12 protein-coding genes are annotated in these 14,826 nt (G+C 42.5%); 7 read left to right on the forward strand and 5 right to left on the reverse strand.

Features of this window, described 5'->3' with window-relative positions; translation table 11 throughout:
* The 3 genes from R7Q39_RS05365 to R7Q39_RS05375 are packed head-to-tail and all read right to left on the reverse strand — an operon-like array spanning position 1 to position 2,371.
* Positions 1–936 carry a biotin-dependent carboxyltransferase family protein gene (locus tag R7Q39_RS05365; RefSeq protein ID WP_170893224.1) on the reverse strand — a complete coding sequence of 312 codons (936 nt, stop codon included), beginning with the start codon at positions 934–936 and terminating at the stop codon, positions 1–3.
* Positions 933–1,616, reverse strand: coding sequence for a 5-oxoprolinase subunit B family protein (locus R7Q39_RS05370; RefSeq protein ID WP_005386313.1), 684 nt, complete (start codon positions 1,614–1,616; stop codon positions 933–935). Before R7Q39_RS05370 ends, R7Q39_RS05365 begins: the two co-directional genes overlap by 4 nt.
* Complete coding sequence (locus R7Q39_RS05375; RefSeq protein ID WP_238852998.1) at positions 1,616–2,371, reverse strand: 5-oxoprolinase subunit PxpA; 756 nt, start codon at positions 2,369–2,371, stop codon at positions 1,616–1,618. Before R7Q39_RS05375 ends, R7Q39_RS05370 begins: the two co-directional genes overlap by 1 nt.
* A 319-nt stretch (positions 2,372–2,690) precedes the next feature.
* Between R7Q39_RS05375 and R7Q39_RS05380 the strand changes: the two genes are divergently transcribed.
* Both R7Q39_RS05380 and galE read left to right on the forward strand, forming a co-directional pair.
* Positions 2,691–4,649 (forward strand): diguanylate cyclase domain-containing protein, encoded by a 1,959-nt coding sequence (locus tag R7Q39_RS05380; protein ID WP_318075857.1) that lies wholly within the window; start codon positions 2,691–2,693, stop codon positions 4,647–4,649.
* Positions 4,650–4,703: 54 nt separating this feature from the next.
* Positions 4,704–5,720, forward strand: coding sequence for a UDP-glucose 4-epimerase GalE (galE, locus tag R7Q39_RS05385; RefSeq protein ID WP_005386320.1), 1,017 nt, complete (start codon positions 4,704–4,706; stop codon positions 5,718–5,720).
* 334 nt (positions 5,721–6,054) lie between these two features.
* Here the strand turns inward: galE and R7Q39_RS05390 are convergent, their stop codons facing one another.
* On the reverse strand, positions 6,055–8,193 hold the full coding sequence (locus R7Q39_RS05390; protein WP_053303617.1) for a TonB-dependent hemoglobin/transferrin/lactoferrin family receptor: 2,139 nt from the start codon (positions 8,191–8,193) through the stop codon (positions 6,055–6,057).
* Positions 8,194–8,424: 231 nt separating this feature from the next.
* Between R7Q39_RS05390 and R7Q39_RS05395 the strand changes: the two genes are divergently transcribed.
* Entirely contained in the window at positions 8,425–9,312 is an 888-nt protein-coding gene (locus R7Q39_RS05395; protein WP_017634152.1) for a LysR family transcriptional regulator, read from the forward strand.
* Between the two features lie 77 nt (positions 9,313–9,389).
* Here R7Q39_RS05395 and R7Q39_RS05400 read toward each other — a convergent pair whose 3' ends face one another.
* Complete coding sequence (locus R7Q39_RS05400) at positions 9,390–12,023, reverse strand: bifunctional acetate--CoA ligase family protein/GNAT family N-acetyltransferase (protein WP_318075858.1); 2,634 nt, start codon at positions 12,021–12,023, stop codon at positions 9,390–9,392.
* A gap of 236 nt (positions 12,024–12,259) precedes the next feature.
* Here R7Q39_RS05400 and R7Q39_RS05405 point away from each other — a divergent pair, with 236 nt between their 5' ends.
* From R7Q39_RS05405 to yciH, 4 genes are all read left to right on the forward strand, one after another.
* The gene (locus R7Q39_RS05405; RefSeq protein WP_005390018.1) at positions 12,260–12,829 is read left to right on the forward strand and encodes an SPOR domain-containing protein; all 570 of its coding nucleotides are present in this window, start codon (positions 12,260–12,262) and stop codon (positions 12,827–12,829) included.
* 149 nt (positions 12,830–12,978) lie between these two features.
* Positions 12,979–13,968 carry a D-alanine--D-alanine ligase gene (locus tag R7Q39_RS05410; RefSeq protein WP_005376296.1) on the forward strand — a complete coding sequence of 330 codons (990 nt, stop codon included), beginning with the start codon at positions 12,979–12,981 and terminating at the stop codon, positions 13,966–13,968.
* A 128-nt stretch (positions 13,969–14,096) separates the two neighbouring features.
* Positions 14,097–14,483: a DUF3319 domain-containing protein gene (locus R7Q39_RS05415; protein WP_318075859.1), complete on the forward strand. Its 387-nt coding sequence runs from the start codon at positions 14,097–14,099 to the stop codon at positions 14,481–14,483.
* A 1-nt stretch (position 14,484) separates the two neighbouring features.
* The gene (yciH, locus tag R7Q39_RS05420; protein WP_005376292.1) at positions 14,485–14,796 is read left to right on the forward strand and encodes a stress response translation initiation inhibitor YciH; all 312 of its coding nucleotides are present in this window, start codon (positions 14,485–14,487) and stop codon (positions 14,794–14,796) included.
* Positions 14,797–14,826 lie beyond the last annotated feature (30 nt).

The following is a 14,826-nucleotide window of genomic DNA, read 5'->3' on the forward strand; positions in this document are numbered from 1 at the left end:
TTAGTACCCAAAAAACTGAGCCCATTGGCACCATACTTCTTGCAAGCCTAGCCTATCTCCTTTCACAAAATTGACTTTTTGTCCGGGCTTCGCCTGTGCCAGTCTAGGTAAGTCAATACGAGCTACGCAGCCAAATTTAGGATACCCGCCAATAGTCTGGTGATCGTTGAGCAGCACAATAGGGTTACCATCGCTAGGTACTTGAATTGAACCTAATGCAATTCCCTCTGATAGGACGCCTTCGTAAGGTGGACGAATGTTATTGCCCTCAAGACGGTAGCCCATGCGATTCGAATTGGGGGAGATGATGAATGCTTTGTTATAAAATGCTTGGCGAGCCTCTTCATCAAAGTCCTCGTTCTGATAGCCTTCAATCACTCTCAACTTAATAGGTAAGTTGTAATCTGGCTTAAAACGAAACGTCATTTGCCTTGGTTTACGTTTCGGTAAGTTATGAGGGACAAAGGGAAGAATATCGCCAGCTTTCAAAGCGCCACCATTTGAATCATAACCACCTAGAGATTCTCGCGAGACGGTCGATGCGCTTCCTAAGTGCTGAGCAACATTGAATCCACCTTTAACCGCTAGGTAGGAGCGAAGTCCATTCCTTGCGACTCCGAACTGAAGCTTCTGTCCTTTTTTCAACGTAAAGTCAGACCAATTTGAAATAGGTTCACCATCTATTTTTGCATTTAAATCACCGCCACATATAGCAAGGTGGCAGTTATGCAAGGCAATAAAACAAGCGTTACCCAAAGTAATTTCAATCGCAACGCAATTGACTACGTTACCAAGCAAATGGTTGGCCCAGCTGTAAGCATAGTCGTCGACCGGCCCACCTTGAGTCACACCGACATGCGCTAAGCCAAAACGACCAAAGTCTTGAACTAAAGAGAGCGGTCCTGGCTTTTCCACCAGTAATCCACCGTAACTCATAGTACGCCTCCTAAATCGATAAACTCTTGTTTTGAAATAGCATTAAAGGTGACCTTGTCACCCACTTCAAACGGTATAAAAGGAGGAGAGTCGGAGAAGAGCGCAAGCGGGCTTTTACCAATAATGTTCCATCCGCCAGGACTATCTGATGGATAGACGGCCGTTTTAGAGTCTGCGATTCCTACACTTCCGGCCGGCACTTGAGTTCTTGGTGTGGCAAGCCTTGCCATGTGCAATTGAGTATCAACGTCAGAGAGAAATGCAAAGCCTGGAGCAAAGCCAATTGCAGAAACCGCGTACTCGGTTTTCGTATGCAGGGTAATAAGATCGTCTAATGACAGACCTCGCTTTTGAAAACGAGATAGATCTAACGCGGTTTCTTCAGAGTAATATACAGGGATAGTAATGTGATTCGGCTGGGAAAGCTTAAGTGATTGAGTATCAAACTGGCTCACGATTTGTTGCAGCTCATTAACTAAGTTTTTTTCGTTGATTCGAAAAGGTAAGTAATCAATGAGAATAGTTTGATAGGAGGGGACAACGTTCATAACAATTGAAGCGAAAGTTTCTCTTATGCTGCGAGCAAGCTCTCCGACTGCATTTTCAGAAATACTCTCATCAAACTTAATGAAAATACTGCACTCGGAGATCAAAGAGATATTAAATTTCTCTTTATGCATTAATTTCCTCCAGCGTATAGGCTTTGGCGGATCTTTTGGATCAGCGCGATCGACTCTTCATTGTCACCATGAACACAAATTGTGTCGGCTTCCAATAATATGTAACCGCCTGAAGCGGTTTTGACACGCCCAGAGTCAGCTAAGGTCCGGACTTGCTCAAGTATCGCGTGCTCGCTTTTTAACACGGCATTGGGCTGTGTTCTAGGAGTCAGTAAGCCGTCATTTTGGTATAAACGATCTGCAAATGCTTCAAATAGCAAGGGAACATCATAATCGTCTGCGATTTCTAAGTATTTTTCGTTTTCCTGTGAAGCTAGGATCATTAACGGTACTTTGAACAGTGCTGCCGCCTTTACTACCGCTCTAAATATCGCATCACTTTTCATCATGTCGTTGTATAGAGCGCCATGAGGTTTTATGTAACTGATGTCTGTGTATTGCGCCCGGCATAATGCTTGTAAAGCACCAACCTGATATATAACCATGTTCGTAATTTCATCACCCGTCATGCTTATGCTTCGTCTGCCAAAGCCTTGTAGGTCGGCGTAACCTGGGTGTGCGCCAATATCAACATCGTTGTCATTCGCTAGGGTGATGGTGTCGTGCATGACATTAGGGTCGGAGGCATGAAAACCACACGCGATGTTCGCCATATCAACATGGGGCATCACGTCTTCATCTGCGCCCATACTCCAAGAGCCAAAGCTCTCGCCCATATCACAGTTCAATGTAAGTTGCTGTTTATTCAATGTCATACGTTTTATTTCTACACAAGCAATGGTTTTACGATGCAGGAAAATGCATCTAGGTTCAGTGACTCACTTCATTCTTCTATCATGAAAACGAAGCTTTTTGAGCAGATAGCTGACGAAAAAGATCACGTTAGTCCATAAAGATGTTGCCGTTATTTGAGTTGATCCGAATTTTAAGGTATTTCGTTTCTTTTCCATCCAATTTTTGAGAATTTAAGGTTATTTTGCATTAGCATCGTGTTAATCTTGTCGCCCTTCATGGGTGATAGATTGCATAATGGTTCTTCTGTCATTTTTGTGGTTGTCTGCGACAGGAATATATATGTCATTACGAGCGAAGCTTATTTGGCCTCTTCTGGTCTTTTTAACGGCTATCTTTGTTATCTCAAAAGGTTACACCTCGTATACTGTATACCAATCGTCTAAGCATGAACTGGTCGAGCAGACAAGAAAGTTGATTAACAACGTTTCTTTCTCAATTAAAGATGCGCTCACGACAAAGGACAAGCAAAAAGCTCAAACTATTCTCGCCAACTTTTTAAACCAGCCAAATGTAACGCGGGTCAAACTTTATGACCAAGATCATCAACCATTCGCTGTTATGGAGATAAGTGGGGCACTAGCACCCGTTCCAAGTCAAACCGAAAGAAGTAGGTTGCACGCTCTAGGCTATGCCTTATCAACCAAATTTCTTTATGTTCTAGAGCCGATTATCCATGATGGCTATGTCATTGGTAGCATGAGAGTCACGCTTTCTCATCGCCCAATCGTAGAAGCCATACAATCTTTACTTCAAGATGGCGCTTTACTTCTTCTGTTTCTGATCGCTGGTGGCACTGTTTTTTACATAAGTATCGAGAGGCTTGTTCTCAAGCCCGTGATGGAAGTCAACCGCGTAATAGAGAATGTGACACACGGACGAAACACGGAAAATCAAGCTCGCTATTACGCCAAGGATGAAATTGGAGACCTCGCGAGCTCTTTCAATCAAATGATGAATAGGTTAACAGTACGTGAGAAGCAGCGGCAACATTCGCTAGACACACTAGAACAAAAGCGCGCATTTTCAGAAGAGGTTATCGAATCTGTTCAGCATGCATTAGTTATTACAGACAATTCCGGACGTGTTATTCATTGTAATACGGCGACTCAGCAAATATTTCAAAAAAAAATAGATGAACTTAAATATGCCAATATTCGTGATTTAATTAAAACTAAAACACCGAATGAGCTGAGTCAGATCCTGAGTCGAGGCCTAGAGTGCGATGATATTCACCTCAAAAATGCAGATAACGAACAGCAGTTGAGCCTAACCAGTCGTCGCCTCTCGACACATGAATACTTACTGTTTTCGATTCAAGATATCACCGAAATTGAAGAAGCCATAAACCGGCAACGTGTTGCGGGACGCGTTTTTGAAAGCAGCCAAGATGGTCTCATTGTTCTTAATCATCGCGGTGTCATTACGATGGCAAACCCTGCCGTCACTAAATTAGTCGGCTTAGAGGTGGATCAGCTTATTGGGAAGTCATTCATCCAAACGCTAAAGTGGCGCAAGTTACAGGAAATGATGCCTAGTATCATCGAGTCGATAGAAAATTATGGCGTTTGGCAAGGTGAAGTTATCGAGGAGAACCATATTGGTCAGTTTGTACCGATGTTTGCTCGAGTCAATCGTATCGTTAAGTGTGAAGACTATGGTTTCTATGATCTGGTTATTGTTCTTACCGACCTTTCCGGCGCAAAAGAGATGGAACGATTGGAGCATTTAGCTCATCACGATGCTTTAACGGGGTTAGCCAATCGATCTAAGTTCCATTTAGAGTTGGAACAACTAGTACAACGCTCTGGATACTTGCGTGACGAATTTGCAGTTTTGTACCTCGATCTGGATGGATTTAAAGAAGTTAACGATACCTACGGTCATGATGCAGGTGATGAAGTTTTGAAAAAAGTTTCCGAGCGTCTAACATCTGCGACGAGACATAGTGATTTAATCGCAAGACTTTCTGGTGATGAATTTGTCATGTTGGTTAATCCCGCCAATCAAAAAGTGGTCACCCGAATAGCAGAACAGTTGCTCGAGAGCATATGTGCTCCAATTGAGTACAAAGGTCACTTACTCAAAGTTGGCGTTAGTATCGGCGTAAAATTAGTCGGCGTAAATGAGCGCGATGCTACTCGAGTTTTAAAAAGTGCGGATACGGCAATGTATCAAGCAAAGAAAGCCGGGAAAGGCCAAGCAATATTAATGGGATGCGAATTACAAGAGACAGTTTAAATCGTAACGTCAAAGCTTTAAACTAACCCGATTCGCGTCAGAAGGAATAATAAAATGAAAGTACTCGTTACGGGTGGTATGGGTTATATCGGTAGTCATACGTGTATTCAAATGATCGAAGCTGGCATGACGCCAGTAATTCTAGACAACCTGTACAACAGTAAATCTACGGTATTAGATCGAATTGAAAAGGTATGTGGTGTAAAGCCAACCTTCATTCAAGCCGATATCAGAGACAAATTGGCGATGGTAGAAGCACTAAAGTCGCACAATATTGAAGCTGTTATCCATTTTGCAGGTTTAAAGGCCGTCGGTGAGTCTGTAGCAAAACCTCTAGAGTATTACGACAACAACGTTAATGGCACGTTAGTATTGGTTGATGCAATGCGTGAAGCCGGAGTTAAATCGTTGGTATTTAGTTCATCAGCGACTGTATACGGTGATCCTGCATCTGTACCCATCACTGAGGACTTTCCAACTAGCGCAACTAACCCATATGGGCGCAGCAAATTAATGGTAGAAGAGTGTTTAACCGACTTCCAAAATGCGAACCCTGACTGGAGCATTACACTTCTTCGTTACTTTAACCCGGTAGGTTCACATCCAACAGGCGAGCTAGGTGAAGATCCTCAAGGTATTCCCAACAACTTAATGCCGTTTGTTTCTCAAGTTGCGGTAGGGCGCAGAGAGTTCCTTTCTGTGTTTGGTAGTGATTATCCGACCAAAGATGGCACAGGCGTACGTGATTATATTCATGTAATGGACTTATCCGATGGTCACGTTGCTGCATTAGAAAAAGTAGGTAGCAAAGCTGGCCTTCATATCTATAACCTCGGTACTGGTAACGGCTACAGTGTACTGGACATGGTGAAAGCATTTGAAGCCGCAAGTGGTAAAGATGTCCCATACCAACTTGTTGAGCGTCGTCCAGGTGATATTGCAGAGTGTTGGGCGGATCCATCAAAAGCGATGAATGAGTTAGGTTGGAAAGCAACTCGTACTCTAGAAGAAATGACTGGCGATACATGGCGCTGGCAGTCTACTAACCCTCAAGGTTATCCAGATGCCTAATCTTTAATTTACATAATAGTAACAAAAAGGCGCATAATTGCGTCTTTTTTGATCCAAATCGGAAAAAATCGTAAATTACTGGTTAAAAGGTAGCAAGTATATATAGAGCTGTTAAACTATGCCCGACTCTTAATTTGGGTTATAAATTTTCTCGTAGCTATTGGGGTAGTTCATGGAACTCGGTCTGATCATCACTTTCATCATTGCAGCAGCAGTAATGGTGAAAAAAGAGATGGCAAAACAGTAAACTTTCATTTTTCATACTTTTCTTTACATTTTTGAAATGAAAGCCATAAAAAAGCCAGCATTACGCTGGCTTTTGTGTTTTTAAGGTTTAGAACTCGTATTTAACACTAATGTTGTAATTACGCTCAGCTTGCGTTTTGTCTCGACTTAACTCAGTCTTACCGCGAACATCGTTCCAAAGATGGTATTCTTCATTCGTTAGATTCATAACACCAGCACGAATGGTTATATCTTTCATTGGTTTGTAGTACGCCGTTAAGTCAACGACTGTCGCAGACGGCAAAGCAACTTGGTCTTTGATTCCGCCTTTATCACCATCAGAGTTGATATCACTGTTCGATTTCTTAGCCGTGTAGTTTACTTTTAGGCTTGTCCCCCAAAGTGCATTTGGTGAATCGTAATTTACAGCAGCTACGGCATTCCATGGGTTTACACTGTTCAAAGGATTACCATCACCATCTTCACCTTCTGTGTATGCTGCAACAAAGCGAGTTGTCACGCCTGATGGAAGACCAGCAATGGCATGCCAATCAAGACGGTTAGAGAGCTCAACCCCTTTAATGTTTGCTTCACTAATATTGATATTTGTGAATTCAGTTAAACCACCATTGTTTGATGACGTTTGCTCAATAAAGTCACTGTAATCACTGTAGTAGAACGCTACTTCAGTTGCAGACGCTGCAGTGTTATGACGGTAACCAAGTTCATAAGACAAACTCTTTTCAGATCCCAAATTTGGGTTAGGGCGGTTGGTATAGCCATGAGCCGGATTATCGTAGGTGTAGTAAAGCTCGTCGAACGATGGCGCTCGGAACCCTTGGCTCACTTGCGCGAAGATCGTGCCAGGTTGCGATACAGAGTAAGTTGCTCCTAAACGACCAGTTAATGCAGAGTCGCTAAACTTCTCGAATGACTCTTCAGAAGTATTTGAAGGATTAGTAGAGAAGTAATCGTAACGCACACCTGGAGTCAGAATTAGCTTGTCATTAAGAAGCGAAATTTCATCTTGCAAGAATAAACCAAAGCTTTCTTCTTTTGCATCCGGTGTGTAAACGTAAACAGTATCTGGCGTGCCAGGATCGGAATTAAACTCGCGATTGGTATTACTGATGTCACTATGTTTGTACGATATTCCGTAAACAATATAGTGATTTTGAATCTCTTTATCTAACTGAGTTTCGAATTCAAATTTGTCTTCAGTATATTCGTAATCTTTTTTCTGTTGGTTGTCACCACTAGGCGGTACGTAAGGTGGGTAACCTGGGCTGGCTTCGATAAAGCGATTAGACACGCCGTTTTCTTCTTTACCAATCCATGTAAGCTTGGACGTGATCGTATCCGAGATAGCTGCATCTGCAAACCAAATGTGCTTGAGCCCAATGCGATTTTGCTTGGTTGTGTCTTCAGCGTTGAAGTTTTTGTAACTTTTATGTGCGATCTCTGAGTCAGTCTCGTTGTAAATAACTTCTCCCAAGAACTCCAAGCGATGAGCGTCATTCAGTTGAGATTGAAGTTTTACCAATAGATCGTTTTTGTAATAATCTTGGTTGTCCACAGAATAGTTATCGTAAGGCGCCTTAGAGAAATTTTGTAGCTCTGCACCATCACGGCGTGTAAAGGCTATAAGTGCTTCTGTATTACCGAAACGCTTTGCTAAAGCTACATGCTCACTAAAAGAGTTATCTTCCGATGAATAAGAGAGTTTAGCTTGACCACCAAAGTCTTTACCATCTTTGAGGAAATCCTTCGGATCTTTTGTTTCGAATGCGACAACACCGCCAATTGCATCACTACCATGTAGGCTAGAAGCTGCTCCTTTAACAATTTCGACACTCTTTAGCATATCGGGGTCGACAGTAACGGCACTAGAATTGATAAACGAATATGGTCCACCGCTGAATACACCTGGTTGAGATGCACCGTCTACTAAGATTTTAACTCGTTTACCTTCCATCCCGCGAATGTTAATACTTTGGACGCCTTGGCGTTGAGTGCCATTAACAGTAACCCCTGGCGTATACTCGAATAGATCATTCAAGTCCTTTACCATGTTTTCTTCGATGTCTTTCTCTGATACAACAGCAACAGAAGCAGCAACAGTGTTTATGGTTTGGTTGGTACGGGTGGCCGACACAACGACTTCTTCAAACTTAGAAGCTTCTTCCGCATAAGCAGTATGGGAAAGGGCAACTAAAATGGAGGCTGACAAAATTGATTTTTTATACATTGGCTTCAATACCTTAGATCCATAATAGGTAACAACACGCGGATATTAATGGATCTAAATGGTAATTACTATCATTACCATTGTCATTTATTGATTTGTATTGAATCTTCTTCTTAGGCTATGAGCATTCCTAGTCTTTAGTTATCAATATGTTATATTATTTGTCGTTAGTTCTTGATAAGTTCATCCAAATACAACGAATGTGATGAATGTCACATTAAGAGAGGCCATGTGCAGAGTCCAATTACGTTAGAAGCACTCCATATTCTAGATGCTATTGATCGAAGAGGGAGTTTTGCTGCTGCTGCGAATGAGTTAGACAGAGCCCCGTCATCGCTGAGCTATCAAATCCAGAAACTCGAGCAAGACTTAGACATTATTATCTTCGATCGCTCTGGTCACAAAGCCCATTTTACTGAAGCAGGTAAGCTTATTCTTGAAAGAGGAAGAGCCATTTTACAAGCCAGTGAAAAGTTAGTGAACGATGCAACGTTATTGGCGAATGGCTGGGAACTGGATATTACCATTGCCTTCGATGGCATTATTCCTATATCCAACTTTTTCCCGATGGTTGATGCGCTGGCCGAGGTCAGCTCAACTCGAGTCAGGCTGCAAGAGGAGATTCTGGCTGGTAGCTGGGAGTCGTTGAATACGGGGAGAGCTGATTTACTGATTTGCCCATCACTGGATACGCTTCCTCAAGAAGTTAAGTCAGAAAAAATTGGTAAAATGAGTATGTATTGGGTAGCTTCCGCTGATCACTATGTTCACAAGCGTAGTGGTAAGTTTGATGAAGCAGCGCGAGAAAAGTATCGGATTATTGCTATTGCAGATACCGCACGTGAGCAACCAGCGCTCTCAATTAATATCATTCAAAAACAGCCTCGCTTGACCGTCACCAACTTTACGGCAAAAGTAGAAGCGCTAACTGCAGGTTTAGGCATTGGTACATTACCAAGCCAAATTGCACAACCTCTTATTGATAGTGGTGTATTGAAACGAATCGAAGGCACTGAAGAACAGCCGATGGATATTATTTTGGCATGGCGCCGGAACACTATGGGTGAGGCAAAATCCTGGTGTATTCAGTACTTAAAAAAGAATTGGAAACTAAAGTAACAACGTAACTTTTACTTCTTAGATTCCCATTGATTATCGAATGTAAGAAGTAAAAGTCATCGCTAATGCTGCGCTTTTCAATTTAAAGGGAGCACCATATCTGCCGTACCGTCTGCAAACTGGACATCGATCTCAAACCCCAAGTTCTGAGCCAACATCAACATTCCTCTGTTTGTTGGCATGGTCATTCCAGACATTTGCTTTGTGCCTTTAATTTTGCAATAGCTGATTATTTTCTGCATCAGCACTTTGCCTAAACCTTTTCCTTTCAAATCTGAACGAACCAAAATAGCAAACTCAGCGTCACTATTGTCTGGTGTAATCAATGCGCGGGCTACCCCTATGATAGACGGTCCGTCAGTATTAAACGCTACCGCAACAAACGCCATTTCGCGGTCGTAGTCTATTTGAGTAAAGTTTGCCAAAGCCTCATGGTTGAACTCTCCAACTTCAGAAAAGAAACGCTTATAGAGATCTTCTTTCGATACGCTATTAATGAATTGAGCATGCAGCGGCTCATCCTCAGGCAAGATAGGGCGAAGCAGGATAGGTTGGCCATCTCGAAGCGTCACCGTTTCGACAAACTCTGCCGGGAAAGGGCGAATCGCTAGCCGTTTTTGGGCGTCTCCTTCGTACTTACACAGTGTGACATCTGCATCAAGGATAGTTAAATCGCTTCCGGACACTAGCACTGGATGGATATCCAGTTTTTGTATTTCTGGTAACTCAACTGCCATTTGGGAGATACGAACCAAGAACTTCGACAACTCAGTAATATCGAGCGCATCTTTGTGTTTCTGCAGGCGAATCTTTCCAGACTTTAGGGCAACAACGACAAGGTAGCGCGCAAGTGTCATGTTCAAAGGAGGAAGTGCAGCGACGGCATCTTGGGCGATATTCCACTCAGAGCCGCCTTGACCAAGCAAGATCACTGGTCCAAAGACTTTATCTACTGCAATACTAATCCGTAGCTCTTCAGCGCTGCCGAGCTTTGCCATCCCTTGTACCAACAGCCCATGTACATTGGCGGAAGGGTAGCTGAGCTTTACGGTATCTAAAATGGATAGCGCTGCGTTGGAAACTTCTCGACTGTTTCTTAAATTTAGAGCGACACCGTGAACATCAGATTTATGAGGAATGTCTGGAGAACGCAATTTAACCGCAACAGGATATCCAATATTTTCTGCCATATGAACGGCTTCAATGTCGTCAGATGCAATCCACGTCGGCAAAACGTTAAACCCGAACAGCTTAAATAATGGGCTAGTTTGATGCGTATCTAAGGAGACTGTGTTTTTATCCAGTAGTCGTTCGTTTACCCATTCTTTTGCTGAACTCACACTTCCTGAATGTAATGGCTCTGCCGTCGTTGGCGTTTCCATTAGTTGTTTCTGGTTTCGTCTGTATTCGACCAAGTGCATGTATGCTACAACCGCACTTTCAGGTGTTCTATAGGTTGGAATGCCTGCTTGAGTAAAGGCCAGTCGCGCTTCTCTCGACGTTTGTTCTCCTGACCAGTTGGTCAAGATATTAAAATGCTTATGCCGAGGGTGAGATTTGATGGCATTAATAACGGCTTGAGCAGTTTCAAGAGGATCAGAAACAGCAGAAGGACTATGCATAATCAATATCGCATCTGCACAGTCGTTATTCATCAGTGCGTTAATGGTATCAATATAGCGTTTTTGGGTTGCGTCACCAGACAGATCAATTGGATTTCGAGCACGCCAGTTGGATGGAAGTACTGCTTGTAATTGCTCAATGGAAGCGTCATCAAGCGTTGCGAGTTGGCCACCACGTTCAATCAAAGTATCAACGGACATAACAGCAGGGCCGCCGCCATTGGTGATGATCGCTAAACGCTCTCCACGAAGTGGCACAGAATGCGTGAGTGTTTCAACCGCGGCAAAAAGCTCATGCGTATTGCTGACTCGTAACATACCAGTTCTGCGAATAGCAGAATCGTAAATTACGTCAAGTGTATCTCCGTCTTGCTGCTCAAAAGTATTCATCTCTTTAGAGCGGCCCGCTTTTAGCACCAATATACGTCGGTTACGTGAAGCGGCGCGCGCAGCAGACATAAATCGGCGAGCGTCTTGGATATTATCAACATAAAGCAGAATAGCTTCTGTGTTTCCATCCATACTCAAATAGTCGAGCAAATCTGCAAAATCGATATCCTGTCCGCGCCCAATCGAAATGAACGAAGAAAAACCAATGTTCTTATCATTTGCCCAGTCTAAAACAGTGGTACAAACCGCCGCGGATTGTGAGATGAAAGCAATTTTTCCGGGTTTAGCTGCGACAGGGGAAAACGTGCAGTTAAAATTGTGCCAAGGAAGGATGATACCTAAGCTGTTTGGGCCTAAAACTCGAATGTTCAATGATGAAATATCTAAAGGCTTAGGGTCATCAGAGATAACAATCGCAAACGGTGTGCCTCTCTCATCTAGCTCTTTAAGCAACTGCTCGTTACGTGAAACGTTCGTACACAAAATTGCAATATCTGGCGTATAGGGCAGGGAAGCTACATCAGGGTAAGCGATCACGCCAGATACGGCTTTATATCGCGGCGTTACTGGCATAATCGCGCCACCAAATCCACTTTGTAGAAGGTTGCGCATCACAACATGTCCTGCTCGCAATGCTTTTTGAGATGCCCCAATAACGGCCACAGAGTTGGGTTTAAAGAGTTTATGTAGTTTATTCATGCTGACTCCTGGCCGTTTGTAAGTCACGTTGGCTTCTCGGTTTCATATCAATCATAAACGAATAATTTTCTGATAAAACATCTTCAGGCCAGACATTGCAGAAAATGTGTACGATGCTTATGGAGTTTGTGTTATTCATCACATCAAAATCACAGATTATTGTATTTGATGCTTGATAAACGGCCCTGCTATCGGCATGATTTATCGTAATATTTATCCAGAGCATTTGTTACTTCATGAAAAAAATCGCAATCATCGGCTTGTCAGTTCTGCTTTCTGCTTGTGCATCTGAAACTTACATCACGGATGTGACCTCAGAAAGTTACCGAGAGGACTACAAATCAGATCGTATCTCTAAACCAATTATGGCGTCTGAAAACGCTGTAGTAGAAAAAGACGTACAACCAACTGTTGTGAAAATGACGGCAAAGCCTGAAGAGAAGAAAGTAGTCAAGCTAACGCCAAAAGAGCAGGCGAAGCCAGTTAAGATCGTACCACCAAGTAAAAAGCAAGCTGGCATTCAACGATTCGGCTATACCATTCAAGTCGCAGCTGTGGGTAGCCAAGCTAAAGTCGATCAGTTTGCAAATAAGCTGCCACAGAACGGTCAGCCAATTTGGGAAAACTACAAAGTTGTAAACGGTACTAAGTGGTTCTCAGTTTTATACGGAGACTACGCAACAAGCGCAGAAGCCAAGCAAGCGATTTCGACTTTGCCAGCTCAATTTCAGCAGTTAAGACCATTTGTTAAAAGCATTGATGCAATCAAAAACTCAGCTTACCCAACGCTTAACAAATTAAATTAACACATCAAATAAGGGAGCGAATAGCTCCCTTATTTATTTGCTCAAATCCTATTCGAACAACATTCCTCACATTAAAATTACTGTACGTCACACTTCAAAGGTTTATCATAATAAATAGTATCTTTTGTAGGTCACGGAAAGATGGATTCATGATTAAAAATATTCTTTTACTATGCGGCGGTGGCTCTTCTGAGCACGAGATTTCATTATTGTCTGCAAACTTTGTCGAACAACAACTAAATCTTATTGAAGACGTTCACGTTACACGCGTAGAAATAAAAAACGAAGGTTGGATGACCAACCAAGGTGAGTTGGTTTACTTGGATCTCAATACCAAGCAGTTGTGCTCAAGTGAATCTAATCAAACCATTGATTTCATCGTGCCTTGTATACATGGTTTTCCTGGCGAAACAGGCGACATTCAATCTCTGTTTGAAATCGCAGGTATTCCTTATCTTGGCTGCGGGCCAGAAGCGAGTAGCAATAGTTTCAATAAAATCACATCTAAGCTTTGGTACGACGCTATTGGCATACCCAATACGCCATACTTATTCTTAACACGAAACGATGAAGAAGCTCACGTTCAAGCTCATAAAGCCTTTGAAAAGTGGGGAAAAGTTTTTGTTAAAGCCGCTCGCCAAGGCTCTTCCGTTGGCTGTTACAGTGTCACAGGAAAAGACAAGCTTTCTAATGCAGTAAATGATGCTTTTGGGTTTTCTGACCAAGTGTTGGTTGAGAAAGCAGTAAAACCTCGAGAACTTGAAGTTGCTGCATATGAGATGAATGGCCAACTACATATCACTAAGCCAGGCGAGGTCATCGCGCCTGATGGTGCTTTTTACTCGTACGATGAAAAGTACAGCAGTTCAAGTCACTCGCTCACAGAAGTTGAGGCGAAGAATCTAACTCAAATACAATTAGATTCCATCCAACACGCGTCAGAGACGGTATTTAAACAAATGAATCTTCGTCATTTATCTCGTATCGACTTTTTCCTAACGGAAGATGATGAGATTTACTTAAACGAAGTAAACACATTTCCAGGAATGACTCCGATCTCAATGTTCCCTAAAATGCTTCAAAACAACGGGCACAAATTTCATGAGTTCTTGGAAGATTGTATAAACAGTGCAAAGTGATTAACGTTATCGAGACGCGTTTTATGATACAAGTTGTTTTCTAGAGCAAGGATTATTCAAGCCGTATTTGAATATTGCTCAGTAGCAATTATGATTATATCAACGCATTAAACAGATGACTCAGTGGTATGGCGATTTCAAATTATAGAGGTTTTAACCTGCAGTCAGTCGGATCAGATGGCAGTGTTTGGAAGGTTAAAATCAAGAACCACGTTTTACAGGGCAGTTTGACGGCGGTAAAGAAAAGCATTGATTGGTGGTGTGACACCGCATCGATTATTGATCCCAAAGAGTTTGCTTCACTCGGACAAAGAGTGCAGCAAACTGGTGTTGCAAAATCAGAGGTCTTTAACGGCTATACTATTCAAAACGATACAGGCCAACCTAACTCTTGGTACTGTATGTTTAATGGTAAACTGATTAAGGGCAGTAAAGCCGCTATTCAACGCTATATCGAAGCTTATTTGGTTGCAAAGCAAAAAGCGATGCAAGCTCAACAACAAAAGAAACAATAGAATGACTCTGGTATATTCAACAGAAACCGGTCGAATTAAACCGGAAGAAGAAAAAGTATCTCGCCCTAAAGGCGATGGTGTTGTTCGGATTCAGCGCCAAACGAAAGGCCGTAAAGGTAAAGGCGTATGCATTGTTACAGGTTTAGACTTGGATGATGCACCTTTAAAGTTATTAGCGGCAGAACTCAAAAAAGTCTGTGGCTGTGGTGGCTCTGTAAAAGATGGCAATATCGAGATTCAAGGTGATGCTAGAGACAAGATCAAGGCACATCTTGAAAAGAAAGGCATGACAGTCAAGTTAGCCGGTGGCTAATTTAATATTTCCAGTAAACAAAAATGGCGT

Source organism: Vibrio sp. 947 (genome assembly GCF_033339115.1).
Lineage (GTDB): Bacteria > Pseudomonadota > Gammaproteobacteria > Enterobacterales > Vibrionaceae > Vibrio > Vibrio alginolyticus.